Raw genomic sequence first — 26,030 nt, 5'->3', positions numbered from 1 at the left:
GCGTACTCATTTGACCGTGTTGCCCCACAGCTTGGAGTCGTCCACGTTCTCCTTGGTGACCAGCGGGGCGGGCAGCTGGTCCTCAAGAATGCCGCTGGGCAGCTTCACGATGGTGGAGTCGTGGTCGGTCGGGCCGGGCTTGAACTTCTTCCCGTTCATGGCGGCCTTGATGTAGAACATCCCGTACTTGGCGTACGCGTCGGCGGGCTGCGACACCGTGGCGTCGATCTGGCCCTTGCGGATGGCGTCGAACTCCTGCGGGATGCCGTCGTTCGAGATGACGGTGATGTGCCCCTTCTGGCCCGCTTTCTTCAGCATTCCCTTGGACTTCAGGGTCTGCAGGGTGGGCGCGAGGTAGACGCCGCCCGCCTGCATGTAGATGCCCTTGATGTCGGGGTTGGAGTTGAGCAGCGTGTCCAGCTTGGAGGCGGCCGTGTCGGACTCCCACTTGGCGGGGATCTCCAGGACCTTGAGCTTGGGGTACTTCTTCTTCACACAGGTGCGGAACGCCTCGGAGCGCTCGCGGCCGTTGACGGAGGCGAGGTCTCCCATGATCTGGACGACCTTGCCGGTCTTGACCTGCTCGCCGAGGTAGTCACAGGCCTTCTCGCCGTACGCGACGTTGTTGGCCCGCACGACCATCGCGACCTTGCCCTTCTCGGGGGCCACGTCGACGGCGACCACGGGCACGCCCTTGCGTTCGGCCTGGTCGAGCCCGGCGGAGATCGCGGCGCTGTCGAGGGGCGCGACGACGAGCCCCTTGACCCCCTGGTTGAGCTGGTTGTTGATGTCGGTGATCTGCTGCGAGGGATCGCTGTTGGAGTTGACCGTCTTCAGCGCGTCGACATCCTCGGACTTCGCCATCTTGGGCACGTAGTCGTTGTACGACTGCCAGAACGGCGAGGTCAGCAGGGGCAGGATCACCCCCACCTTGCCCTCGCCGCCGCCTTCGCCGCCCGCGGGCGCCGCGCTGTCCTTCGTACTGCCGCATGCCGTGAGCACGAGGGACGCGCAGGCCGCCGCGGCGGCGATCCGCGCCGCCCGCGACATCCCTGCCCTGCTGGACCTGTTGCGCACTGTTCTGCCGGCCATCTGACGGCTCCTCATCGAGCGTGATCGGGCGAAGTAGTCCTACGAAGTCCTGGTTGCGTACTGGCTGGGCTCAGTGAGCCCCAGCGACTGATGGGCGAATATTTATCAGACCACTTGGCGCTCACAACACCCCTCGACGCCAAGTTTTCCTCGTTTCAGGCCGTAGTGGTCGGACCACATCTCTGATTAGACTGCGGCGCAGCCGGCTAGTGGAGGAGCGTTACGTGGACCAGACCGCCCCGCAGAAGGGCACCGTGACCGGGCGGGCCATCGAGCAGATCAAGGCGATGATCGGCGAGGGCCGACTCGAACCGGGCGAACGGCTGCCGACGGAACGGGACTTGGCCACACAGCTCGGCATCTCGCGGAGTTCGATGCGGGAGGCGATTCGCGCGCTCACGGTGATGGGCGTCCTGGAGGCCCGGCACGGCTCGGGAATCTACGTCACCCAACTGGAGGCCGGTGACCTCCTGGAGACCTTCGGCGTCGTGGCCGACCTGTCACGCGGACCCCGGCTCGTGGAACTCCTCGAGGTACGCCGGGTCCTCGAATCCACGGCGACGGCGCTTGCGGCTGCGCGCATCTCGGCCGATCAACTGGCCGACGTGGAAAAGCACTTGGAGGCGATGAACGCCACGGAGGACCCGGAGGAGATCCTCTCCCACGACCTGGCGTTCCACCGCACGATCGCCTTCGCGGCGGGCAACGACACGATGGCGGCGATCCTGGAGGGCCTGTCCTCGCGCACGTTCCGCGCGCGGGTGTGGCGCGGCTACCAGGAAGAGGGCGCCTTCGAACGCACCCGCCGGGAGCACGCCCGCATCCACCGGGCCCTGGTCGCCCGGGATCCGGAGGCGGCCAGGGCCGCGGCGGCGGCACATGTGGGAGAGGTCGAGGAGTGGATGCGGGCGCAGTTGGACGGGTAGGGCGGCCTAGCCGATGAGAGTCTGCTTCGGGCGGACCACGCAGAACTCGTTCCCCTCCGGGTCGGCAAGGACCGTCCACGACTCCGCACCGCTCTGTCCGACCTCCGCCCTGCGGGCGCCGAGTGCGAGCAGCCGCTCGATCTCGGCGTCCCGGTCTTCCGGCGAGGACGTCAGATCGAGGTGCAGCCGGTTCTTGACGACCTTGCGGTTCGTCACCGGCATGAAGCAGATACCGACGGGCGCGGTCTCATCCGGCCCGATCACGACCTCCCGCTCCCGCTCGGACAGGATCCTCCAGCCCAGCGCCTCGGCCCAGAACCGGGCCAGGGCGGGCAGATCATGGGCGTCGATGACGATGTGATGCAGCGAGACAGGCATGTCGGTCAGTGTGCGCCGGTGCTGCCCCGGGGCGCGATGGCTGGGGCCCCGGACGAGCTGGTGGAACCAGCCGGCCCGGGGCCCGGTGTCAGCCTCTGTTCAGCGAGACATCACGCCCGCGTCAGCCGCAACGTCACCAGCTCGAACGGCCGCAGCGTCAGCGCGACACTGTCACCCGAGCGCTCCGGAGCCACGGCGTCCGCGAGAGGCCGCTCAAGGAGGTCCGTCACCTCTACGGAGCCGACCGGGAAGCCCGCGGTCAGGCTCGCCCTGGCCCGGCCACCGCGCGACTCGTGGAAGCGGACGACCACGTCACCGCTGCCGTCGTCGGCGAGCTTGACCGCCGTGACGACCACGGCGTCGTTGTCGACCGTCACCAGCGGGGACACCTCGGCGCCGCCCGTGATCCGCCGCTCGGGAAGGTTGATCCGGTAGCCCTCCCGCACCGCGTCGCCGATCCCTGCCCCCGGAACCAGCGCGTGCCGGAAGCGGTGGACGCCCTGGTCCGTCTCGGGGTCGGGGAAGCGCGGGGCACGCAGGAGCGAGGCGCGCACCGTCGTGGTCGTACCGGCGTCCGACGCACGCACCGTACGCGTCACGTCATGGCCGTACGTCGAGTCGTTGACGAGGGCGACACCCCACCCCGGCTCCTCCATGTGCACGAAGCGGTGGTTGCACGCCTCGAACTTGGCGGCCTCCCAGCTCGTGTTGGTGTGCGTGGCCCGGTAGAAGTGGCCGAACTGCGTCTCCGACGCGTACCGCTCCGCGTGGATGTCCAGCGGGAACGCAAGCTTCAGGAACTTCTCCGTCTCGTGCCAGTCGACCTCCGTGTCGATGTCCAGGCGCATGGAGCCGGGCGTCAGGGAGAGCACCTGCGTGAGCCGCGATGCGCCGAAGGTCCGCACGACGCGGACCGACGCGCCGTCCTCGCCCGCCTCGATCGCGTCCGCCTCCGTGAGATCGGTGACCGTGTTGCGGTAGAACTCGTCGACGTCCCACGCGTCCCACATGTTCGGGAAGTCGGCGTGGATCTGCGGCAGGTTCGCCGCCTGGCCGGGTGCGACGGTCTCCCGGTCGGCCACGATGTCGTACGCCGAGACGATCAGGCCGCGTGCGTCGATCTCCACCCGCAGCAGGCCGTTGTCGAGGACGTAACCGCCGTCGGCGCGCGAGGCGATCGCCGTCTGGCCGTCGATGGCGGCGGGGCGGGCGCCGCCCGCGGGAACGCCGTCGCGGGTGTGCGGGGTGGAGTTGAAGACGAGGGTGCCCGTGCTGGTGCCCTCACCCGCCAGTGCATGCTGGGCCGCTTCGATGATGCCGTTCAGCTCGTCGGCGACCGCCGCGTACGTCGCACGTGCCTCCCTGTGCACCCAGGCGATGGACGAGCCGGGCAGGATGTCGTGGAACTGGTGGAGCAGGACCGTCTTCCAGATGCGGTCCAACTCCTCGTAGGGGTAGGCGAATTCCGGGACCCGGACCGCCGCCGTGGCCGCCCACAGCTCCGCCTCCCGGAGCAGGTGCTCGCTGCGGCGGTTGCCCTGCTTGGTGCCCGCCTGGCTGGTGAGCGTGGCGCGGTGGAGCTCCAGGTACAGCTCGCCCACCCAGACGGGGGCGTTCGGGTACTCCGCCTCGGCCTTCTCGAAGAAGGCGGCGGGAGTCTCCCACTCGACGGTCGCCGAACCCTCCAGGTCACGCAGGCGTCCCGCCTTCGCGATCATCTCGCGGGTGGTGCCACCGCCTCCGTCGCCCCAGCCGGTCGGGGCGAGGGAGTGCCGGGCGACTCCCTTGTCCTTGAAGTTCTTCGCCGCGTGGGCGATCTCGCTGCCCTTCATCGAGCAGTTGTAGGTGTCGACGGGCGGGAAGTGCGTGAAGATCCGGGTGCCGTCGATGCCTTCCCAGTTGAAGGTGTGGTGCGGGAAGCGGTTGGTCTGCGACCAGGAGATCTTCTGCGTGAGCAGCCACTTGGAGCCCGCCGCCTTGATGATCTGCGGCAGACCGGCGGCGAAGCCGAAGGTGTCGGGCAGCCACGCCTCGTCGTTCTCGATGCCGAACTCGTCCAGGAAGAACCGCTTGCCGTGAACGAACTGGCGGGCCATCGCCTCCGAACCCGGCATGTTCGTGTCCGACTCGACCCACATGCCGCCCGCGGGCACGAACCGCCCGTCGGCGACCGCCTTCTTGACCTTCGCCCACACCTCGGGCCTGTGCTCCTTGACCCACGCCCACTGCTGCGCCTGCGACATCGCGAAGACGAAGTCCGGCTCGTCCTCGATGAGCGCGGTCATGTTCGACGTCGTACGCGCGACCTTGCGTACCGTCTCGCGCAGCGGCCACAGCCACGCGGAGTCGATGTGCGCGTGGCCGATGGCGCTGATGCGGTGGGCCGAGGGTTCGGCGGGGGTGGCCAGGACGCCTTCGAGCTCGGCGCGGGCCGCGGGCGCCGAGCCGTTCACGTCCTGGAGGTCCACGGCGTCCAGGGCGCGGCCGATGGCACGTACGACGGCGTAGCGGCGCCCGGAGTCCTCGGGAAGCTCCTGCATGAGCTCGCCGAGCACTTCGAGGTCGATGACCAGCTGCCACACGGTCTCGTCGAAGACGGCGAGGTCCATGCGGGCGAGCTTGTACTGGGGCTCGCTGCCCGCCGTCTCCTTGTCGCCGAGCTGCGTGGGCAGGAAGGGGTGGTAGTCGAGGATGACGGGGTTGGACGCGGCCTCGATGTGCAGCTTGACGTCTTCGCCGCCGGTTGCCGGGGCGGCGATCCGCACCCACTGGTTGCGGGGGTTGAGGCCCTTCACCGGGGTGCCGTCGGGGCGGTAGACCAGGCCTTCGCACTGGAAGCCGGGCATGTTCTCGTCGAAGCCTAGGTCGAGGATGGCCTCGACCGTCTTCCCCGCCCATTCCGTGGGCACGGTGCCGGTCACCCGGAACCAGCTGGTGGACCAGGGGGCGCCCCAGGCGGCGCCGGCCTCGGTCGGCTCGGGGGTGGCGGCGAGGCCTTCTTCTACCGGCACGGGCTCGCCCGGGGCGATCCATACGGCGACGTCCAGGGGGACGGACTCGGGGTAGACGGCGGGGCGGATGCGCTCGTCAAGGACGCGCTTGAGGCGGGCTTCTACGAGGGTGCGGTCGTCGTGCATGGTGCTCTCCGTTTGTGTGTTGGGTGCGGGTGGGGTGGGCGGTTTCCTTTTCCCCAACCCCGCCCCTTCCCGAAAACCGTGCCTGCGCCCCGGACCTGCCTGGGGCTCCACCCCAGACCCCGCCCCTCAAACGCCGGAGGGGCTGAATCTTTCAGCCGTCCGGCGCTTGAGGACGCCCCGGCGCAGCCGCCCGCGGCGGAGCCGCGAATGTCACAGCCAGGAAGGGGCGGGGTTGGGGAATGGTCTTGTGCCTAGCTCGCCTCCCCCGGCCGCACGACCTCCGTAATGCCCCGCGCGGCCAAGTGCGCCGAGTCACCGGCCCTACTCGCCAACACGGTGGTGGGCCGGACCCCATCCGCCACAAGCCGGGCGAACGTCTCGAACACCGCGCCCCCGGGCGCACACGCGGACCGCCCCGCAGGATCGTCGTCGACCACCAGAGCAGTCCCCCGCACCGCAGGCGCGTACTCCCGCCCCCGCCACTCCTTGGCGATCCGGGCCAACGCCTCGCCCCCGGGCTTGACCCGGCCGTCATTGGTGAACAGACCCAGGCTGTATTCGAGCTCAGGGAAGTCCGCGAGCGAACGCGACACGTCGTGCGAGCACCACCACGTCACCCCCCACACGTCCGCGCAGTCGAGCGCCGCCTCCACCGTCGCCTCGGTGAAGGACGCCGCGTGCTCGGCGGGGATGAGGGGAGCGGGCGCGCCGACCTCCTGGAGCCAGACGGGGCGGTGCGGATCGTCCGCCCAGGCCTTGGACAGCTCGATCATGTACGCCGCGTGGTGCGCGGTGGCGACCCCGTCACGCCCGTGCCGCTGGGCCGTGCCGTTGAACACCCAGGAGTGCACGGCGGTCGCCCCGCCGAGCCGCGCGGCCTGGGCCGGGGTGAAGGGCTGGTCGTCCTGGTACCAGGCGGCGTCGTACTCGGCGTGCAGATGCAGCTTGCCGGGCGCACCCTCCTCACACGCGGCGAGGACCCGCCGCAGCCACTCACCCGCCTGCTCCTGCGTGATGCGGTCCGGATCGGGGTGCGGTCCCGCCGAGAACTGGTTGACCTCATTGCCGATGGTCATGCCGATGAAGTTCGGCCGGTCGGCAAGGGCGGCGGCGAGCGTACGCAAGTACGTGACCTCCCCCTCCACCACGTCAGGGTCGGTGAAGATGTTCCGCCGGTGCCACGTCTGCGTCCACGCGGGCAGGAAGTCGAAGCTCGACAGGTGCCCCTGCAGTCCGTCGACGTTGACGTCGAGCCCGCGCTCGGCCGCCGCGTCCGCGAGGGCGACGAGCTGCTCCACGGCACGGGGCCTGATCAGGGTGCGGTTGGGCTGGAAGTACGGCCAGATCGGGAAGACCCGGATGTGGTCGAGCCCGAGCCCGGCGATCGCGTCGAGATCGGCGCGCACGGCGTCGATGTCGAAGTCGAGCCAGTGGTGGAACCAGCCCTGGCTCGGCGTGTAGTTCGCACCGAAGCGCGGCGCGGCGGGTGAAGGCGGCACAGGTTGTGCGTCGGCGGAAGACACACGAGTGGTGCTAGGCATGCGAGTCCTGGTTCTCGGGGGTGCGGGGGGCTTGGTGCGGGGCCCGTGTCACGGAGTACGGCGACTGTGCTCAGCCCTTGACCGCCCCCTCGCCCACCCCGCGGAAGAAGTACCGCTGGAGGCAGGCGAAGAGCACGATCAGCGGGAGCACGGCGATGACCGTGCCCGCGGCGACGAGCCGTTCGTCGTTGGCGAAGGTGCCGTGCAGATAGTTCAGGCCGATGGTCAGGGTGAACCTGTCCGGGTCGCTCAGCACGATCAGCGGCCACAGGAAGTCGTCCCACGCGCCCATGAAGGCGAAGATCGCGACCACGGCGAGGGTTCCCTTGACCGCGGGCAGGGCGATCCGCAGGAACCGCTGCCATACGTTCGCGCCGTCGACGTACGCCGCTTCCTCGATCTCGTACGGCAGGTTCAGGAAGGCGTTGCGCATCAGCAGGACGTTGAGCGCGGAGACGCATCCGGGCAGCAGCACACCGATGAGGGTGTTGTTCAGGCCCAGTTCCCGCATGGTGGTGAACTGGGCGATGATGATGCCCTCCACGGGCACCAGCATGGCGAGGATGAAGACGACCGTGGCGGCCTTGCGGCCCCGGTAGCGCAGGCGCGCGAGGGCGTAGCCGGCGAGGGTGGCGCCCACGCAGTTGGTCACCACGTTGGCGGCGGCCACCTTCAGGGAGTTGAGCGCGTAGTCCCAGACGGGGATGGTGTCGGCGACCCGCTCGTAGTTGTGGAGGGTCGGGTTGCTCGGAAGGAACTTGGGCGGGGAGCTGAAGATGTTCTCGTGGGGCCCCTTCAGGGATGTGGACAGCTGCCACAGGAAGGGGCCGATCATCAACGCCAGTACGGCGAGCAGGAGTCCGTAGCGCAGGATGATCTCCCACACGGGCATCCGGCGGCCGTTCTCGTCGGTGATCCGCCCGCGCTTGCGGGCGCCGCCCTTTTTGACCTTCCCCGCCGTCTTCTTCTCCGCCTGCTCGGTCTTCGGTGTGTCCGTCGCGATGCTCACGCGTCCTCCTTCCGGTCCGCGCGCAGCACGAGCAGCATCAGCGCGACGGTGACGATGAAGACGACGACCGAGATGGCCGACGCGTACCCGACGCGGCCGGTCAGGCCCGTGCCGACGCGCTGCACCAGCATCACGAGCGTGGTGTCCTCGCCCGCAGGACCGCCGTTGGGTCCTGCCATCAGATAGACCTCGGAGAACACCTTGAAGGCGGCGACCGAGGACAGCGCGGCGACCAGGACCATCGTGGAGCGCACGGCGGGCACGGTGACGGTGAAGAAGCGGCGTACGGAGCCCGCGCCGTCCACCGAAGCCGCCTCGTGCAGCTCGCGCGGCACGTTGGCGAGAGCGGCCAGATAAATGATCATGTAGTAGCCGAGGCCCTTCCAGACCGTGACCGTCATGGCGCTCAGCAGAAGCAGCCACTGGTCGCTGAGGAAGCCGACCGAGCCGACGCCCACCGCCTCCAGGAGCGCGTTGACCAGACCCCGTTCATCCAGCATCCACACCCAGATCAGACCCACCACGACGATGGACGCGACCACCGGCGTGTAGAAGGCGGACCGGAAGAAGGTGATGCCGGGTATGTGCTTCTGGACGAGCATCGCGAGCAGCAGCGGCAGCAGGACGAGCGCGGGGACCACCCCGACGACGTAGAGCGCCGAGTTGCGCAGGCCGATCCAGAACATGTCGTCGTGCAGCAGCTCCCGGAAGTTGTCCAGGCCGACGTACTCCCCCGGTATCAGGGTCCGCTTGTCGGTGAAGGAGTTGATGAGCGTGCTGACGAACGGATAGAGGATGAAGATGCCGACGATCAGCAGTCCGGGCGCGGCGAACAACCAGGGGCTCGAGGGCAGTTGACGCCTGATGCGGCGCCGTGGACCGCCGCCGGCGGCGGCACGGGGAACGGTGGCGGCTGCACGGGAAGCCGTGGCGGCGCTGGAGCTTTTCATGGTGGTGGTCCCGTGTCGTCTTCTCAGCTCTGCTTCAGCAGCCGGTCGCAGTTCTTGACAGCGTTGTCAAGCGCTTCCTTGGGGCTCTCCTTGCCCTGCAGGGCCTTGCCCACGCTGTTGCGCAGCTCGATCTTCATCTGCTCGCTGAACAGCACGGGCGTGTAATTCACCGCGGTCTTGATGGACTTGGCGGCGGCGATACGCACGCGTGTGTCGTCCGTCCCGTCGTCCTTGGTGAAGTACGGGTCGTCGAGCGAGCCCTCCGTGCTGGGGAAGATCGCGACCTTCTTGGCGAAGGACATCTGGCGCTGGGCGTCCGTCACGTAGTGGGCGAAGGCCACGGCCGCGGGAGTCTGCTTGGTGCGGGAGTTGACCATCACCCCCATCACGTACATGTTGTCCTTGCCCGTGTTGGTGATCTGCGGGGTGATCCCGATGTTCTTGTAGAGGGAGGGCGCCTCCTTCTTGAACTTGCCGAGGTCCAGGGCGCTTCCGGGGTTCATGGCGACGGCCTCGGTGAGGAACTTCTTGCCCGTCGACTCGGGGGTCGCGTTGAGCGCCTGGCCGTCAAGCGCCTTCGCGTCGTACAACTTCTTGTACTTCTTGAGGAGTTCGACGCCCTTGGCGCTGTTGAAGGTGAACTTGGTCCCGTCCTTGTCCATCAGCGGCACGCCGTAGCGGCCGAAGTCCTCGATGGTGGGGATGTTGGCGAGCGTGGCGGTCTTGCCCTTGCTCTTCTTCGACAGCTGCATGGCGTCGTCGAAGAGGTCGTCGAACGTCGTCGGGGGCTTGTCGGCATCAAGACCCGCACCCTCGAAGAGCCGCTTGTTGTAGAAGAGCGGCCCGGTGTTCAGGTACCAGGGGAAGGCGTACGTCCCCTCTGTACCCGGTATCTGGTGGCTCTTCCACGCCCCCGGCAGGTACTCCTTCTCGTACTTGCCCGCGGCCTTGTCGAGGTCGAGCGCGAGTCCGGCCTTGGCGAGCGGGGCCACCAGGTCGGGCGAGACGTTGACGACGTCGGGGAGGGTACCGGCCGCCGCGTCGGCGCTGATCTTGTCGGCGTAGCCCTCGCCGGGCTGGTCGACCCAGTGCACCTTCGTGCCCGGGTACTTCTTCTCGAAGCCCTTGACGACGCCCTCGAAGTACGGTTTGAAGTTCGCCTTCAGGTTCCAGGTCTGGAAGGTGATCTCGCCCTCGATCTTGCCGGACGCGTCCGTCGAGCCGCCGCTGTCACCTCCTCCGCCGCAGGCGCTCAACGGCAGGAGCACGGCGAGGGCGGCGGCAGCGGCGGCTGCCCTTCTGGTGATGCGGGGGTGATGGGAGATACGCACGGTGAAACGGCTCCTTTGCTCGGCCCAGCGTGAGGCAGACCTTGCATGGAACTACGGTAAAAAGTCAATGGATTCGTTGAACATTCCTAGCCATCCTCATCAACTCCGCAGGTCAGAGCAGCTTGTTCGACTTCTTGCGGGGATCGACTAATGCGCTTTAGAGTGTGCTGGCTCAAGCGCATTAGTCCGCACGCCACAGGACGCGGTACAGGACGCGACACAGGAAAGGGGCATCACCGGTGCAAGGCAAGCGGTCCCCGGCACGCCGGCCGACCATGAAGGACATCGCGCGCCGTGCCGGAGTCTCCGAGAGCGCCGTGTCCTTCGCGCTCAACGACCGGCCAGGAGTCTCCGACATCACCCGTGACCGGGTCCGCAGGGTCGCCGAGCAACTGGGCTGGCACCCGAGTACCGCGGCGCGCGCGCTGTCCGGTGAGGGCTCGGCGACGGTGGGCCTCGTGGTGGCGAGGCCCGCAGGGACGCTGGGCGTCGACTCGTTCTTCCTGCAGCTGATCTCGGGCATCCAGGAGGTCCTGGCGGAGCGTCAGCTCGGCCTGCTCTTCCAGGTGGCGGAGGACGTGAGCGCCGAGTGCGCGGTCTACCAGCGGTGGTGGGCCGAGCACCGGGTGGACGGCGTCCTGGTCGTGGACCCACGCACGGACGACCCCCGCCCCGCGCTCCTCGACGAGCTCGGGCTGCCCGCCGTGGTCACGGGCGGTGTACCGGACCCGGACGTGCACCACCCCGGACTCTCCACCGTCTGGGCGGACGACGCGGGCGCGATGGCGTCGATCGTGGACCACTTGCACGCCCTCGGGCACCGCCGCATCGTGCACATCGCGGGTCTGCCGGGACTCGCCCACACGGAGCGCCGGATCCGCACGCTGCGGGCCGAGGCGCAGCGGCGCGGCCTGTCCGAGGTCCGCTCGGTGACCACGGACTACTCGGACGCGGAGGGAGCGGCGGTGACGCGGCGCGTGCTCTCGGCCGCGTCACCGCCGACGGCTCTCGTGTACGACAACGACGTCATGGCCGTCGCCGGGATCGCCGCGGCGGCCTCGCTCGGGTTCGCCGTACCGGGGGACGTGTCGGTGATCGCCTGGGAGGACTCGGCGCTGTGCCGGATGGTGCACCCCTGGCTGACGGCGCTGTCGCGCGACACGATGTCCTTCGGCCGGACGGCCGCCCGCGAGCTCCTGTCCCTCCTGGACGACGGCCCCGCGGCCACGGTCCAGGTACCGCTGCCCACACTCATCGAGCGGGAGAGCACGGGCCCTGTGACCGCGGGCTGAGCTGTCCCGCCCGGTCCGACGGCAGGCCCGTCGTACCCCGCCGTTACGGTGCCGGTATGGCGGACATCTACGAACTCTCGATCGCGCTGGACCTGGGTGACGATCTCTCGGAGGAGGAGATCGCCGAGCTCCGGTGGCATCTTGACCAGGACGAGTTCCATGGCCCGGCCTGGAAGGTGGGCGGAGCTCTCACCTCCGTGCTGCTCCCGCGCGAGGGTGGCTGGGCGCTGACGGCCCGGCGGGAGATCCACCCGGACGACTTCGATCGCGTCGGCGAACTGCTCACGTGGCTTGCGACCAAGGCCGAGGGACACCATGCGCGGTTCGACGGCTCCGTCCGCGTCGGCTGGACCAGGTTCTACGAGGAGGACAAGACCAGTTCACTCGTGGTGCGCGACGGCGTAGTCGAGTGGCCCTCGTGAGCGAGGGCAAGACAAGACGGACGCGGGCCACGCTCGTGGACGAGCGCGGCCCGCGAGGGAGACTTCTAGACCCGCGACCGGTACAGGCCGAACTCCGCGAGCCGTACCGCCCCGCGCGACCCCGTCACCCGAATCCGCCACTCCCGCGCCCGCACAGGGGCGGCCAGCGCGAGGACCCGGCTCGCCCCCACCGTGTCCACCTCCGTCACCCGGGACCACCCGGCCCCGGCGGACACCCGCGCCTCGATCACCGCGTGCTCCAGCTGCTGACCGTGCCGGATCTCCTCCCCGAGCCGAATCCGGTCGACCTCGCGCGCCTTGCCCAGGTCGACCGTGAGAGTCCCCCGGGAGGCCGCCGGGCACGCCCACGCCGTGTCCGGGTCGCCGTCGACCGCGTACGACGCACGGCGGCCGTCGCCGCGCACCCGCGCGCCCCGCGCGAGGTCCTGCGGCAGTTCGCGCCCGATCCGCTCGCGGAACTCCCGCAGCCGCGCCACGTCCGCCTCGGGGAGCAGCCCCCTCTTGTCCGGCGGGATGTTCAGGAGCAGCACGGAGTTCCGGCCCACCGACCGGAACCAGATGTCCGTCAACTGCTCGACCGACTTGGGCTGTTCGTCCTCGTGGTAGAACCACCCCGGTCTGATGGAGACGTCGCACTCCGCCGGCCACCACTGCACGTACTGGGCGAGGGACCGCGCATCGGCAAGCGCCTCCCGGCTCCCCTGGTCGGGCGCGTCGTACTTCAGGGCGTAGTCGATGCTCCCGTTCCCCGAGTCCTTGACGGGGACGACGCTCCACTCGTTCTCGCGCGCGAGCCCGCCCTCGTTGCCGATCCACCGGACGTCGGGGCCGCGCACGGCGACCGTCGCGTCCGGGGCCAGGGCGCGGATGACCGCGTACCAGCTGTCCCAGTCGTACGTCTCGACCTTCTCCGGCGGGATGCGCCCCTGTGCCCCGTCGAACCACACCTCGTCGATGGGCCCGTACTCGGTGAGCACCTCGTAGAGCTGGTTGAGCATGTGTGCGCCGTAGTCGGTCGCGTCCAGGGTGAACGACCGCTCGGCGGCTTCGCCCGTCCGGTCGTCACCGTCCACCGGCGTGGGAATGGTGCGCCGTGAGCGGGCGCTGCCGTTGGCGTAGACGCCGTGCAGGTACTGGTTCTCGTCGGCGGGCGAGATGTAGACGCCCACCTTGATGCCGTACCGGCGCAGCGAGTCGGCGAACGAGCGCAGTACGTCACCCTCTCCGCCCCGCCAACTGCTGCTGATGACGCTGTGCTTGGTATAGCGCGAGGGATAGAGCACGAAGCCGTCGTGGTGCTTGACGGTGAGGATGGCGAGCTTGAAGCCGCCGTCGCGCAGGGCCCGCGCCCACTGGTCGGTGTCGAGTCCTGACGGCTGGAAGACGTCGGGGGCCTCGTCGCCCGTGCCCCATTCGAGGCCGGTGAAGGTGTTGACGCCGAAGTGCAGGAACGCGGTCTGCTCAAGGCGCTGCCAGGCGATCTGCCGTTCTGTGGGACGGACTTGGGATGCCTTGGCGACGACTTCGTCCGGGGAGTCCTTGGGGCTGATCGGGATGCGGTAGGGCGGTTCCGGAGCGGCCTTGGCGGCGGTGCCCACGGAGCCGGGTGCCGCAAGGGCGAGGGAACTGCTCGACGCGGCGACCGCCGTGGTGACGGCGGCGGTCACGAAGAGACGTCTGCTGACAGTCATGGGGGTGCGGGTCTCCCTGTCGGGTCTCTGGCAGTGGGATCAGCGAGTGGGAGCGGTCGTGGTGGGAGCGGTCAAGGTCCAGGTGGCCGGGTTCCGTTGATCCGCCGGGTACTGCTGGAGCCGCCCGTCATCAGCGACGTACACGGACATGCGTGTGATCGCGTTCGTCAGCCGGTAGCCGTCCGACGCCTTCACCAGCTGCCACCGCTGCAAGGTGTTCGCCGCGCTGCACGTCTCCTCAGTGACCGAACTGCCGGGCTCCAGTGGAACGTTGAGCGTGAGCTTTCCGCTGCGGGTCTCCAGGCAGGTGCCGTCCACCGCGGACTTCAGCGTCACGTAACCGTCGGCGGTGCGCTTGATCTCGTAGGCGGCGGGCTCCGCCTGCCCCTTGGTGTCGCGCAGGGTGTACGTGCCGTCCGCCACCGGTGTCTTCGTCAGGTCCTGCCAACCCGGCGCGTGACCCACCGACTTGGCGCGTGCGGTGAAGTCGGCGTACGTCGGGTCCGGGTGCGCGGATCCCCAGGTGACCTGGGCGACGTGGCTGAGCGGCATCGCCATGGACGCCGCGACCTCGTTCTCGGTCTCGCCCCGGCCGTTGTCGGGCCACAGGCTGATCTTCGCGCCGGTGATGCCGTCCCGCGATGCCAGCTTCTCGCCCTCGAAGCTGCGCGGGTCCCACGCCTTGTCGTACAGCGCCTTGGTGTCGGTGTGGAAGCCGCCGCGGACGAGGTAGAGGGAGTACGCGGCGTTCTGCAACGGGTAGCCCTGGGCGATGAGTCGGCTCGGCTTCGTCTTCACGTCGAGCCAATGCTCCACGCTCGTCCCCGCCGCGACCGGCACCGTGTTCGCGCCGGTCAGGCCGTCGTTCCAGATGCGCAGCTGCTTGCCCTTGCCCGCCACGTAGGCGTGCACCCGGTTCACGAAGTCGACGAAGGCGTCCTGCGGGGTCGCGTTCTCGCCGTACTTCTTCTTCGCATATTCAAGGATGTGGGGGTACTTGGCGAAGTCGGAGCCGAGCATGTACTCGTCGGCGCCCATGTGCCAGGACTTCGCGGGGAACACCTCGGCGTACTCGTCGATGAGGCTCGTGTAGTACGCGAATGCCTCGTCCTTGGTGACGTCGAGGCGCGACGGCTGCGGCTTGCCGTCGGAGTCGGTGAGCTGGAGGTCGGTGCGCTTCTCCAGCCAAGGGTCCATGTGGCCCGGGGAGTTGATCTCCGGGATGATCGTGACGTGGTACTTCTCGCCGAGAGCGACGAGGCGGCGGATCTCGCTCTTGGAGTAGTAGCCCCAGCTGTTGGCCTCGGGGTGCTTCTCGCTCTTCACCTTGAGTTCGAGGAGCAGCTGGTTCTGCTTGTTGTACGCCATGCCGCGTACGAGGTTCTCCAGCCAGGGCGTCGAGATGTGGATGTAGCAGGCGCAGACGCCCACTCCGCGCTCTTTGTACTGGGGCACGTCGACCGTGCGTCCGGCCGGGACGCGGTCGCTCTGCGCGAGGAGCTGGAGGAGTGTGCGGGTGCCGTAGAAGGCTCCGGCGCCGGTCGCGCCGGTGATCTCCAGGCGCTTGCCCGCGCGGAGTTCGTACCCTTCGGCGCCGAGCGGCTTCCGTGCGGGAGCGACGTCGATCACGATGTCGCCGTCGCGCGGGGCGCCCGTCGTGACCGGCACCCGGCTCTCGCCCGCGGCGCGCAGATCGTCGGCGAGCGTGCGGGCGACTTCCCGCGCCGCCTGCCCGTGCGCGACGAGGCGGGTGGCAGGACCGTAGGCGTAACTCCCCTTCCCCGGCGTCCAGTCGGTGAGGGCAGGGACGGTGCGGGGCGGGTCCGCGGCGGACTGCGGGGTCCCGGCGGCCTGGGCCACCGGGACCGGTGCCGCGAGGAGCAACAGGGCCACCGCGACGGCTCTGAGTCTGCGGAGCCGCGCTCGGGACGCGAACATCATGCGCATGTCAGTCATGACATCCGATGATTCAAGTGCCCCATCAGGGTGTCAATGCATTGCCCGCAGCGGGGACTTGGACATTTACGCTACCCCGCATCGATCCATCGGATGAATTATGGGCCCGGTCAGCCCCCGTCCGCCCCGTCAGCCCGGCCAAGTACCCGTCAACCGGCGCGTGGCGACGGCGCCCCCGCGGTCGACGGTCGCCTTGACCACGGCGAAGATCGCGCCCTGCAGGGTCGCCGCCAGCAGGATCTCTCCCCAGCCGCGGTCCTCATCGGTGGCATCGGGAGCGTCGTCATCGTGTCCGACCACCTTCCACGCCTGTTTGAAGAGCCCGCCCGCTGCCATACCGGCGAGCGCGCCGAGCGCGAGGCCGACCGGCTTGTACGCGATCTTCGATGCCTTCACACCGCGCTCCCCTGCTTCCGCCTGCGCCGCACCAGTACGTACGTGACGAAGAGCGTCGCGCCACTGGCCGCGAGAAAGGCGGTGCGGTGGTTGCGGACCTGCTCCGGCGCCTTGTCCTGCCACACCTCGGTGGCCTGTCCTGCCGCGGCCTTCACCTGGCCGGTGGCCGTGGCCGCCTTGTCCTTGACCTGGTCGGGCACCTTGTCCTGCAGCACGTGGGCGGCCTCGGTGGCCTTCGCGACCGCCTGCCCGCTCAGCTCCGCCGCCTTGGTGGCCGTCTGGCCCTTGATCGCGACCGCCTTGTCCTGCGCGCGGGCCTTGACGTCCGCCTTGGCCGCAAGCGCCTCGACCGTCTCTCCCAGATCGTGCCGGGTCTGCTCGACCTTCGCGCGCAGTTCCCCGGCGCTGCCGGTGTGCTTGTCGTGGGACTTGGTCATCGCTGTGCACTCTCCTTGATCTCTGCGACATCGGCCTTCACGCCGCCGATGGCCTGCTCCGGGAGCGGCGGGGCGGCCCTGCCGACCTCCTTCTTGCCGGTCAGTGCCAGTACCGCGGCGATCAGACCGAGGACGGCGGTGACGACAAGACCCGCGGCCCACACCGGAAGCGGCACGGCGAGCGCCGCGATCGCGGTCGCGACGAGGGCCTGCAGGGTGAGGAAGCCGACGAGACCGGCTCCCCCGAACAGCCCGCTGCCCTTGCCGTAGCGCCTGGTCTTCTCCTTCATCTCCGCCTGGGCCAGCCGCATCTCGCCGCGCACCAGCTCCGTCAGCTGCTGTGACGCGCGCTGCACGAGATCGCCCACCGGCTCGCTGCCGGGGGTGCTGCGTCCGCCGCCGTCACGGCCGGTGGTGTACGGGCCTGCCTGGGCCATCGTCATCAACCTCCTGTCTGTTCCGCGGCCGAGTACCCCGATCTCCGCGATCGGCACATCATCGGAGGCCGCGATCGTGTCGGGCGGCGTCCGGCGGTGTCACTCCTCCATGCGCCGCCGGTCCTGCTCGTCCCACGCGCGGGTGTCACGGGGCGGTACGTAGGGCTCCTCCTCGGGAGGAAGACCACCGGCGATGGCACGCTGGCGGGACAGCTCCGCGTCGAACTCCAGGCCGAGCAGGATCGCGATGTTGCCGAGCCACAGCCACACGAGAAAAATGATCACTCCGGCCAGCGCGCCGTACGTCTTGTTGTAGGAACTGAAGTTCCCCACGTAGAAGGCGAATCCGGCCGAGGCGACCAGCCAGACCAGCAGGGCGATCACGCTGCCGGGGCTGACCCACCTGAACCCGCGCCCCTTCACGTTCGGCGTCGCCCAGAAGAGCAGGGCGATCATGAAGGTCACCAGGACGACGAGGACCGGCCACTTCGCGATCGACCAGGCGGTCAGCGCCGCGTCACCGATCCCCAGGGCCGAACCCACGGTGTGGGCGAGACCGCCGGTGAACACCACGATGAGCGCGCTGATGACGGCCAGCGTCAGGAGCACCACCGTCACCCCCACCCGGACAGGAAGCACCTTCCACACGGGCCGCCCCTCCGGTATGTCGTACACGGCGTTGGCCGTGCGGATGAACGCCCCCACGTACCCGGAGGACGCCCACACCGCGAGGACGATGCCGACCACCGCCATGAGGGATCCGAAACCGCCCTGGCCCCGCAACTGCTGCACGGCGTCACTGATGATGTCCCTCGCCGAACCAGGAGCGAGCTTCTCCAAGGTCTCCAGGAGCCAGTCGATGGCCGACTCCCCCACGACACCGAGCAGGGAGACGAGGACCAGGAGCATCGGAAAGAGCGAAAGCACCCCGTAGTAGGTCAGCGCCGCCGCCCTGTCGGCCAGCTCATCGTCCTTGAACTCCCGGACCACGCCGGTGACGACCGCCCGCCAGGACCGCTTCGGCAACTGCGTCGGTTCGGCCGGCGCGCGGTCCGCGCTGTACTCGGCATCCGATGACCGGTTGTCCGATGGCCCGTTGTCCGATGTCCCGTTCATACTCCACGGAGTAACCCGCTTCGGCCCGGCCATGCACGGTTCGGGCCGCCGCCGTGAGGCCGCACACGCCGCGTGCCCCCTGCCGACTCCGGCAGGGGGCACGCGGCGAAGCGGAGGGATCAGTCGATACCGGGGAGGATGTGCGGCTCCGCGAGGTCGTCCTCGTAGCCGGCAAGGCGGATCGGGGCCGCTTTGGCCCACGAGTCCAGGTTGCTGAGCTTGCGTGGCCTGCCGGCCCGCTCGCCGCCGCGTTCCGCCGGTCGCTTTTCCTGCTTCGTCAAATCTGGTGTCACCGCGCACTCCTCTGTGTCGCGTAACGGAAGGACAAGAGCTGTTCGGTCGCGGTGGCGCCGTTGGTCGGGCGGGATCGCGGCCACGGTTGCAAGCCTGTCCCGGGGCGGCTGAGGGGTGCTTGTGGATCCCCTGGAAGCCGTCCGTTCGCCTCAGATTAACCAAATGAGCGCGCTCGCGCTCTATGGGTTCGGCCGAAGGAGTGGATTTCAGACAGTTGGTGACGGTGCGGGGGTGGCCGACGGGCCGGAAACTCCCCAACGGGTCGACCCCATGGGCCTTTCCGTATCCCCATGGGACCGTACGGGGATGACTTCTGCGCAGGCACGGGAGGGCGCGGTGGCTCTGGTGACCGGAGCATCGCGAGGGATCGGGCTCGCCGTCGCACGTGCTCTCGCTCAGTCCGGACATCGCCTTGTCATCACCGCCCGCGCACCCGACGCCCTTCAGGCAGCGGTGGCCGAACTGCGTGCGGACGGCGCTCAGGCCGTCGGATGCGCAGGCGGCGTGGCTGATTCCGCTCAGGCGCAGGCGTGCGTGGCCCTCGCGATGCGCGAGTACGGACGGCTCGACGTGCTGGTGAACAACGCCGCGACGAACGCCCCCTACGGCGCGCTGATGGACGTCGACCTCACCCGGTGGCGCGCGGCCTTCGCCGTGAACGTCGAGGCCGCGCTGCGCCTGACGCAGCTCGCCTGGCGGGCCTGGATGGGCGAGCACGGCGGCACGGTGGTGAACATCTGCACCGAGGGCGCGTCCCATGTGGGGCCCAACGTGGGCGCGTACGGCACCAGTAAGGCGGCGCTCCTGCACCTGACCGCCCAGCTGGCGGGCGAACTGGCGCCCTTGGTACGGGTCAACTCCGTGTCCCCCGGACTCATCCGCACCGAGATGGCCCGCTTCGTGTGGGACGGCGCCGAGAAAGAGCTCGCCGAGAGCCTGCCGCTCGGCCGCATCGGTGAGCCGGAGGACGTGGCGCGGGCCGTGGCTTGGCTGGTCTCGGATGCGGCCGAATGGGTGACGGGCGCGGATCTGCTGGTGGACGGCGGTACGCGGGTGCGGGCCGCCGCCGCCGACAAGGCATCCTCGTACGCCGTGCACGAGCGGCTGCGCGCCACGACCGGCGAGGCCTGACATGCCGTACAAGACGTACGTTCAAGTACGGATGGGCGTTTAAGTACGGGCGGGCGTTTAAGTACAGGCGGGCGACCGCCCCTCCCCTACCACTTGCCGGGCGCGTAGTCCTTGAGGAAGACACCGAACAGGTCCTCGCCCGCCTCGCCCCGCACGACCGGGTCGTAGACCCGTGCCGCGCCGTCGATCAGGTCGAGCGGGGCGTGGAAGCCCTCGTCGGCCAGGCGCAGCTTGTCGTAGTGCGGGCGCTCGTCGGTGATCCAGCCGGTGTCGATCGAGGTCATGAGGATGCCGTCGCTCTGGAACATCTCCTGGGCGCTGGTCCGCGTCACCATGTTCATCGCGGCCTTGGCGGCGTTCGTGTTCGGGTGACCCGCGCCCTTGTAACCGCGGCCGAAGACGCCCTCCATCGCGGAGACGTTGACGACGTAGGAGCGGCCGCTCGACGCCTTGCCCGCGGCGTCGGCCATCGCCGGACGCAGCGCGCTGATCAGGATGAACGGCGAGGTGTAGTTGCACAGCTGGGTCTCGAGGAGCTCCACGGGGGAGATCTGCTCAATGGTCTGCACCCAGGTGTTGCTGTCGACGACGTCAGGGACCAGGCCGCCCGCGTCGATGGCGGTGCCGTCGAGGTGCCGGGCGATGCTGGCGTTGCCCGCGACGAGGGCGAGGTCGGCGACCTGCTGCGCCTCCAGGCCGCTGGTGCCCAGGGGCAGCGCGGCCAGGCCGTCGACCGCGCCGGAATTGAAGGCGCCGATGACGGAGTGGGCGGGCAGCTCCCCGGCGGGCAGCGGCGCGCCCTCGCCGTCGACCAGGGCGGCGTACGCGGAGGGCAGGCGGCGCACGGTCTGCGTCGCGTTGTTGATCAGGATGTCGAGCGGTCCCGCCGCTGCGACCCGCTCGGCGAGCGCGACGGACTGGGCCGGGTCGCGCAGGTCGATGCCGACGACCTCCAGGCGGTGCAGCCAGTCCGCCGAGTCGTCCATCGCCTTGAAGCGGCGGATGGCGTCCTTGGGGAAGCGCGTCGTGATGGTGGTGTGAGCGCCGTCACGAAGGAGGCGAAGGGCGATGTACATGCCGATCTTGGCGCGGCCGCCGGTGAGCAGCGCGCGCTTGCCGGTGAGGTCGGTGCGGGCGTCGCGCTTGGACCGGTTCAGGCGGGCGCAGTCCTGACACAGCTGGTGGTAGAAGTAGTCGACTTCCACGAACCGGGTCTTGCAGGTGTAGCAGGAGCGCGGGCGCTGGAGTATCCCCGCGATCCGGCCCTCCTCGGTCTGCGAGGACGGCAGCAGACCCTCGGTCTCGTCGTCGATCCGCTCGGCGGAGCCGGTGGCGGTGGCCTCGGTGACGGCCTTGTCGTGCGCGGTCTTGGCGGCCCGGCGGTCCTGGCGGCGGCGCTGCTTCACGGTCCGGTAGATCCCGGCAGTGGCGCGGCGCACCGCGATCGCGTCGGGGTGGTCGACGTCCAGCTCGTCGAGCTCGTCGAGCACGCTGAGGCAGACGGCGAGCCGGTCGGGGTCGATGCCGGGGCCGAATTCGACGGCCTCTTCCGCCGAACCGGCAGCCTCCAGGCTGTCCTCTGTCACCGTCATCGCCGCTGTCCTCGCGTCACTCATGCCGCGGCTCGTCTGGGGGACCGCGGAAGCTCCAAAGAAGAGAACTTTACGTAGCGAGGGACCCCTCTACCAAACTCGGACGCTCTACGCACGCCTCGACGAGCCCCGCGAGCTCCTCACGGACGCTGTGCGCGAGGACATCCAGGTCGGGCACGGCCACCGCGTCCGCGACCAGACCGAAGTGCACCCGGCCCCGGTACGTCGACACCGCGACGGCGAGTGCCTGCCCCTGGGCGAGCGGCGCGAAGGGGTACACGGCGGCGAGCGGGCAGCCGCCGAGTTTCAGGCCGAGGCTGGGCAGCGGGACGCTGGTGACCAGGATGTCGAAGAGCAGCCTGGCGGCCTGCGCGACGACGGGACCGCCGATGCGGTGGCCGAGCGGCGGCACATGATCGGCGAGCAGGGCGACCGCGCCCGCGCCCCGGTTCGGGCCCGCGTCCTTGTTGCGGTCCATGGCCGCCCGCACCGCCCGCAGCCGCGAGACCGGGTCCGGGTCGCCGACGGGCAGCCGGACCAGATACCCGGAGAGCCGGTTGCCCGGCGGCTGCGCGCCGCGCGGCCTGCGCCGGGAGACCGGGACCAGGGCGCGCGGCTCCACGCCCTCGCTGCCGTCGCCCCGCTCGTCGAGCCAGCGCCGCAGGGCTCCGGCGACCACGGCGATCAGTACGTCGTTGACGGTGCCGCCCACGGTCTTGCGCACGCGGTGCACGTCGTCCAGGTCGAGCAGCACCCCCGCGGTGCGCCGCGTGCCGGTGGCCTGTGACGTGAGGGCGGCCGACGACCGTGCGCCCAGGGTCGCGCGGGCGACGGCCGAGCCGATGTCCAGGGCCTGCCCCACATCGGCGACGGTGTCGCGGACCAGACCGGGGAGTTTGCGCGGGTCGGGCAGCCAGGACCAGCGGGAGGCCTCGGGCTCCACGGGCGCCGGACGCGGGGCGGGCAGCTCCACGGGGTCCATGATCGCCGCGGCGAGCATCAGAGCGCGAAGGCCGTCCGCGAGGGCGTGGTGGAACTTGAAGAGGACGGCGAAGGAGGTGCCGTCACGGCCCGGCAGGACGTGCGCCTCCCACGGCGGCCTTTCGCGCTCCAGGGGGCACTGCATGAGCACGCCGGCCGCGTCGTGGAAGTCCCGCACCGGCTCGGCGAGACGGACGTGGTGCAGCGGGTCGAAGGCGGGCGCGGGCGTCCGGACGGCCGCTCCGACCGGCAGCAGGATCGAACGGATCCGCAGTCGCAGTCCGGGCACGGCCGCCGCACGTGAGGCGAGGAGCTGCGCGGCGTGCTCGGCCGCACCCGGCGAGTCCGCGTCGAAGACACCGAGTGCCCCCAGATGCATGGGGTGTTCCGCGGACTCGAGGTTCCAGAAGGCGAGGTCGAGAGGTGCGAGCAGGTCGGAGGGCTCAGCGGTCGGAGTATTCAACGGACTGCTCTCGCGTCGAGGACGATGCGGGGGATGACTGACGTGAAGGAGCAGTCAAGCGCCGTTGCGCGACTACGGTCAAGTACGATCAAGCTACGCACAGTTAACAACAGGTTAAGGCCCGCCTCTCTGGGAGAGGCGGGCCTGGTGGTGCGCAAGTGGCGTATGCCTTAAGTCACTTCAGCAGCCACTTCAGTCGTCACGTCAGCCGTCACTTCAGAGCGGGCGGGGCCGCGCTCGTCGACGTACCCCACTTGGAGGGCTTGTCGCCCACCGTGAAGGAGAGCTCGCGGGTGTCGCGGATGTCCTCGGTCGTCAGGTACGTCTTGCCGTAGTCGGCGCCGTCCGCGCGCGCCGACTGGATGTACCGGGCGGTGTCCGATGTGCCCTGCGCCTTCACCGTGAGGCGCCCCTTCGGGTAGTAGCGGCGGTCGAGAGTCAGATCGACGCGCTCGAAGACGGGCGTCGACAGGCCCCACGTGTCCGTGCCGGGCTGGACCGGGAAGACGCCGATCGAGGACAGCACGTTCCATGCGGACATGGTGCCGAGGTCGTCGTTCCCGGTCATGCCGGTCGGGGTGTCCGTGAAGAGCGTGAGCGCGGCGTGCACCACGTCGGTGGTCTTCCACGGCTGGCCCGTCGACAGGTACGTGTACGGGGCGATGAGGTCGGGCTCGTTCTGCGGGTTGTACTTGTCCGCGTTGTAGTAGTCGTAAGGACCGTTGACCCACACCTCGCGCGCGGTCTTGGCCGGGTCCTTCAGGAGCTCCTCGTAGGCGAAGAAGGAGTCGAGGCGGTCGTTGGTGGCCTGCTTGCCGCCGATGAGGTCGACCATGCCGGGCAGGTCCTGCGGGACGAGCCACTGATACTGCCAGGACGTGCCCTCGTGGAAGCCCTCGCTCTTGGCCGGGTCGGCGGGTCCGGTGAAGGCCCCCTCCGCGTCCCGCGCACGGAAGAACCCGGTCGAGGCATCGAAGATCTTCCGGTAGTTCTGCGCACGGTCCGTGTACCGCTTGGCGTCGGCCTTATGCCCGAGCTCTCCGGCCATCTGGCCGAGCATCGCGTCCGAGAGGGCGTACTCCAGGGTGGCGGAAGCGCCGTGGTCGTAGTCGGAGTCACCGGGCTTGGCGTGCGGGCGGCCCTTGATGTACGGCGCGAAACCGTCGCTCAGGTACTCCTTGTTCGCCTCGCGGCCCACGGGCGCCGAGTCGGTGGGCGGGACGCCGTCCGCGTTCTTCTTCAGCGCGCGGTACGCCTCCTCCTCGTGCCCCTTGAGCAGACCCTGCTGATAGGCGTTGGTGAGGAACGGCGTGACCGGGTCGCCCGTCATGATGTTCGTCTCGACCGTGCCGTAGCCCCACTTGGGCAGCCAGCCGCTCTCCTCGTCGATCTTCAGGACGGAGAGCGCCATGTCACGGGACTCGTGCGGTGCGAGCAGGGAGAGAAGCTGCGCCTGGGTGCGGTACGTGTCCCACAGCGACCAGTTCTGGTAGTACGTGAAGCCCTTGGCCCGGTGGGTTTTCTGATCCCATCCCGTGTACCGGCCGTCGACGTCGCTGCCGATGTTCGGCGCGAGGAAGGAACGGTAGAGGGACGAGTAGAAGGTGCGGCGCACGGTCTCGCTGCCGCCCTGCGCCTTCACGTCGTCGAGCCGGTCCTCCCACGCGCGCTGGGCCGCCTTCTCCACACGGTCGTACGAACGCCCGCCCTCCGTCCGGAGGTTGAGCGCGGCGCCCTTGGCGTCGACGTACGAGAGCGCGGTGGTCGCCTCGACGGTGCGGTCCTTGGAGGTGTCGAACCGGACGTACGCGCCGTTGCGCTCCTCGCCCGCCGACGACTTCTTGGAGCCCGCGGTGACGGTGTCGCCCTTCCAGGTGCCCGACGTGGTGAAGGGCCGGTCGAAGCGGGTGATCGTGTAGACCGTGTACGGCTTGGTGTCCTGGCAGAAGCCGCTGCCGGTGATCGCCGTGCGGACCGTGCGGCTGTCGAGGATCTCGACCTTGGTGCTGCCCGTCTTGTGCAGCGACTGGCCCGCGTTGAGAAGGACGTTGGCCTTGTCGGTGGCGGGGAAGGTGTAGCGCTGCACGCCGGTGCGCTCGGTGGCGGTCAGTTCGGCGTCGATGCCGGACTTGAGACCCACCTTGTACGCACCGGGGCTCGCCTTCTCGTCGTCGTGACTGAACTCCGCCGCGTACTTGGCGTAGTCCGTCTCCTTGACGTCACCCGTGGTGGGAAGCACCGGCAGATCGCCGCCCAACCCGCAGCCCACGCCCGAGAGATGGACGGTCGAGAAGCCGCGGATATGAGTGTCGGAGTGGTCGTAACCGGTGTTGTGCCCGGTATCGGGCGAGAACTGGACCATGCCGAAGGGCACAGCCGCGCCGGGGTAGGTGTTCCCCTCGTTCTCGGTCCCGATGAACGGGTTGACCAGATCGGTCAGTTGACCGTCCCGCGCCGGGGCTGCCTGCGCCGCCGGTATGGCGAGTGCGCCACCGAGGAGCGCGGCCGCAGCCACCGCCACACCCGTACCGCGTAGCCGTCGAGTCCATCTCATGGGTGGGAACGCCTCCTTGGACAACGTTGTCAAAGCGCGGAACGCGATCATTCTTCGGTGGTCGCGTCGCATGCGTCAAGGGGTGGGAGAGAGGGAGAGGAGGCGGCTACGGCTCTCAGGCGGTGTGCAGCCAGATCCGCAGCGGTCCGACCGGGGTGAACCCCTGGCTGACTGCCGCGTCGAGGCTCTCGCCGCTCTCGTATCCGACCACGGGCAGGTCGGGCCAGAGCCTGGCGACCTCCGTCAGGCAACCGGCCCAGGCCGCCTCCTCCGCGCCCGGCATGTCGCCCACCGCGAACAGGTTGGAGATGCCGACCACCGAATGACTACGGCTCGCGACGGCGCCCGCGACGATCGTGCCGTCGACGGAGGTTCCGGCCAGGAACGTCGTGTCCCCCGCGAGCAACTCGGGCCGGAACAGACCGTCACCTTGCTCGCCGTCGTTCCACGCGGTCTCCCAGGCGGGCAGCGAATCGGCGCTCTTGAGCGGCTCCCAGCCGACGACGGGCGTGACGCCGGGCGGGCCCACGGGAGCCGCACCCGCAGGGCGGTGGATCCACTGCGCGTCGAAGAGCACCTCGAAGCCCCTCGGCTCCAGATCGAGGCAGGCGAAGCTGTCCTTGACCGAACAGCCCGGTGACGCCGTGTCGATCCGCGCCACCAGTTCGGCCGCCGAAGCCTCGGGGGTGAGGGAGACGGCGTCCGGATACAGCGGCGGTGTCCGTCGCGCGCTGCTCCACACCTTGGCCCCGAACTCCCCCGACACGCCGTGCGCGCGACAGACCGCGTCGCACCACTCGGCGTTGTTGCGGGCCGCGGCCCCTGCCCACTCGTTCTCGATGATCACAGGCTGATCGTGTCAATCGAAGGGGCCCACGTCCAC

General features: G+C 69.3%; 22 protein-coding genes. 4 read left to right on the top strand and 18 right to left on the bottom strand.

All coding sequences use genetic code 11. The annotated features are described in order from the left end of the window. Positions 1-6: 6 nt before the first annotated feature. On the bottom strand, positions 7-1,092 hold the full coding sequence (locus tag ACWFRJ_RS40550) for a sugar ABC transporter substrate-binding protein (RefSeq protein ID WP_453543313.1): 1,086 nt from the start codon (positions 1,090-1,092) through the stop codon (positions 7-9). 224 nt (positions 1,093-1,316) lie between these two features. On the opposite strand from ACWFRJ_RS40550, the gene ACWFRJ_RS40545 reads away from it, so the two are divergent. Then, positions 1,317-2,018: a FadR/GntR family transcriptional regulator gene (locus tag ACWFRJ_RS40545; protein ID WP_453543310.1), complete on the top strand. Its 702-nt coding sequence runs from the start codon at positions 1,317-1,319 to the stop codon at positions 2,016-2,018. Between the two features lie 6 nt (positions 2,019-2,024). On the opposite strand, the gene ACWFRJ_RS40540 is transcribed toward ACWFRJ_RS40545, so the two are convergent. The 6 genes from ACWFRJ_RS40540 to ACWFRJ_RS40515 form a co-directional block, all read right to left on the bottom strand. Next, positions 2,025-2,396, bottom strand: a complete 372-nt coding sequence (locus tag ACWFRJ_RS40540; RefSeq protein ID WP_453543307.1) for a VOC family protein — start codon at positions 2,394-2,396, stop codon at positions 2,025-2,027. 110 nt (positions 2,397-2,506) lie between these two features. Continuing rightward, positions 2,507-5,533 (bottom strand): alpha-mannosidase, encoded by a 3,027-nt coding sequence (locus tag ACWFRJ_RS40535; RefSeq protein ID WP_453543304.1) that lies wholly within the window; start codon positions 5,531-5,533, stop codon positions 2,507-2,509. Positions 5,534-5,784: 251 nt separating this feature from the next. Further along, the gene (locus ACWFRJ_RS40530) at positions 5,785-7,074 is read right to left on the bottom strand and encodes a glycoside hydrolase 5 family protein (RefSeq protein ID WP_453543301.1); all 1,290 of its coding nucleotides are present in this window, start codon (positions 7,072-7,074) and stop codon (positions 5,785-5,787) included. Between the two features lie 70 nt (positions 7,075-7,144). After that, entirely contained in the window at positions 7,145-7,966 is an 822-nt protein-coding gene (locus ACWFRJ_RS40525; RefSeq protein WP_453543440.1) for a carbohydrate ABC transporter permease, read from the bottom strand. Positions 7,967-8,079: 113 nt separating this feature from the next. Then, entirely contained in the window at positions 8,080-9,033 is a 954-nt protein-coding gene (locus tag ACWFRJ_RS40520; protein ID WP_453543298.1) for a carbohydrate ABC transporter permease, read from the bottom strand. Positions 9,034-9,056: 23 nt separating this feature from the next. Further along, entirely contained in the window at positions 9,057-10,364 is a 1,308-nt protein-coding gene (locus tag ACWFRJ_RS40515; protein ID WP_453543295.1) for an extracellular solute-binding protein, read from the bottom strand. Between the two features lie 275 nt (positions 10,365-10,639). Between ACWFRJ_RS40515 and ACWFRJ_RS40510 the strand changes: the two genes are divergently transcribed. Then, positions 10,640-11,656: a LacI family DNA-binding transcriptional regulator gene (locus tag ACWFRJ_RS40510; RefSeq protein WP_453543292.1), complete on the top strand. Its 1,017-nt coding sequence runs from the start codon at positions 10,640-10,642 to the stop codon at positions 11,654-11,656. A 56-nt stretch (positions 11,657-11,712) separates the two neighbouring features. Next, complete coding sequence (locus tag ACWFRJ_RS40505) at positions 11,713-12,078, top strand: hypothetical protein (RefSeq protein WP_453543289.1); 366 nt, start codon at positions 11,713-11,715, stop codon at positions 12,076-12,078. A 65-nt stretch (positions 12,079-12,143) separates the two neighbouring features. On the opposite strand, the gene ACWFRJ_RS40500 is transcribed toward ACWFRJ_RS40505, so the two are convergent. The 7 genes from ACWFRJ_RS40500 to ACWFRJ_RS40470 all read right to left on the bottom strand — a co-directional run bounded on the left by ACWFRJ_RS40500 (position 12,144) and on the right by ACWFRJ_RS40470 (position 18,425). Next, positions 12,144-13,790 carry an alpha-L-fucosidase gene (locus tag ACWFRJ_RS40500; protein WP_453543286.1) on the bottom strand — a complete coding sequence of 549 codons (1,647 nt, stop codon included), beginning with the start codon at positions 13,788-13,790 and terminating at the stop codon, positions 12,144-12,146. A 39-nt stretch (positions 13,791-13,829) separates the two neighbouring features. Continuing rightward, positions 13,830-15,737, bottom strand: a complete 1,908-nt coding sequence (locus ACWFRJ_RS40495; RefSeq protein WP_453543438.1) for a family 20 glycosylhydrolase — start codon at positions 15,735-15,737, stop codon at positions 13,830-13,832. Between the two features lie 138 nt (positions 15,738-15,875). Further along, positions 15,876-16,142 (bottom strand): DUF4235 domain-containing protein, encoded by a 267-nt coding sequence (locus ACWFRJ_RS40490; RefSeq protein ID WP_453543283.1) that lies wholly within the window; start codon positions 16,140-16,142, stop codon positions 15,876-15,878. Next, positions 16,139-16,579: a DUF3618 domain-containing protein gene (locus ACWFRJ_RS40485; RefSeq protein ID WP_453543280.1), complete on the bottom strand. Its 441-nt coding sequence runs from the start codon at positions 16,577-16,579 to the stop codon at positions 16,139-16,141. The genes ACWFRJ_RS40490 and ACWFRJ_RS40485 overlap by 4 nt, the downstream gene beginning before the upstream one ends. Further along, positions 16,576-17,022 carry a phage holin family protein gene (locus ACWFRJ_RS40480; RefSeq protein ID WP_453543277.1) on the bottom strand — a complete coding sequence of 149 codons (447 nt, stop codon included), beginning with the start codon at positions 17,020-17,022 and terminating at the stop codon, positions 16,576-16,578. The genes ACWFRJ_RS40485 and ACWFRJ_RS40480 overlap by 4 nt, the downstream gene beginning before the upstream one ends. Before the next feature lie 93 nt (positions 17,023-17,115). Next, positions 17,116-18,132 (bottom strand): YihY/virulence factor BrkB family protein, encoded by a 1,017-nt coding sequence (locus tag ACWFRJ_RS40475; RefSeq protein WP_453543274.1) that lies wholly within the window; start codon positions 18,130-18,132, stop codon positions 17,116-17,118. A 119-nt stretch (positions 18,133-18,251) separates the two neighbouring features. Continuing rightward, a complete protein-coding gene (locus ACWFRJ_RS40470) occupies positions 18,252-18,425 on the bottom strand; it encodes a hypothetical protein (protein ID WP_167828876.1) in 174 nt (57 codons plus the stop codon). A gap of 307 nt (positions 18,426-18,732) precedes the next feature. Here ACWFRJ_RS40470 and ACWFRJ_RS40465 point away from each other — a divergent pair, with 307 nt between their 5' ends. Beyond that, positions 18,733-19,557, top strand: coding sequence for an SDR family oxidoreductase (locus ACWFRJ_RS40465; protein ID WP_453543270.1), 825 nt, complete (start codon positions 18,733-18,735; stop codon positions 19,555-19,557). A gap of 86 nt (positions 19,558-19,643) precedes the next feature. On the opposite strand, the gene ACWFRJ_RS40460 is transcribed toward ACWFRJ_RS40465, so the two are convergent. The 4 genes from ACWFRJ_RS40460 to ACWFRJ_RS40445 form a co-directional block, all read right to left on the bottom strand. After that, positions 19,644-21,149 carry an SDR family NAD(P)-dependent oxidoreductase gene (locus ACWFRJ_RS40460; RefSeq protein ID WP_453543267.1) on the bottom strand — a complete coding sequence of 502 codons (1,506 nt, stop codon included), beginning with the start codon at positions 21,147-21,149 and terminating at the stop codon, positions 19,644-19,646. Positions 21,150-21,219: 70 nt separating this feature from the next. Beyond that, complete coding sequence (locus ACWFRJ_RS40455) at positions 21,220-22,593, bottom strand: wax ester/triacylglycerol synthase family O-acyltransferase (protein ID WP_453543264.1); 1,374 nt, start codon at positions 22,591-22,593, stop codon at positions 21,220-21,222. 211 nt (positions 22,594-22,804) lie between these two features. Continuing rightward, positions 22,805-25,147, bottom strand: coding sequence for a GH92 family glycosyl hydrolase (locus tag ACWFRJ_RS40450; RefSeq protein ID WP_453543261.1), 2,343 nt, complete (start codon positions 25,145-25,147; stop codon positions 22,805-22,807). A gap of 115 nt (positions 25,148-25,262) precedes the next feature. Further along, the gene (locus ACWFRJ_RS40445; RefSeq protein WP_453543258.1) at positions 25,263-25,994 is read right to left on the bottom strand and encodes a hypothetical protein; all 732 of its coding nucleotides are present in this window, start codon (positions 25,992-25,994) and stop codon (positions 25,263-25,265) included. Between the last annotated feature and the right edge of the window lie 36 nt (positions 25,995-26,030).

Source organism: Streptomyces sp. NPDC055239 (assembly GCF_053606205.1).
Note: the sequence above shows the minus strand (reverse complement) of the source record. Positions and strands in the feature narration are given on the sequence as shown.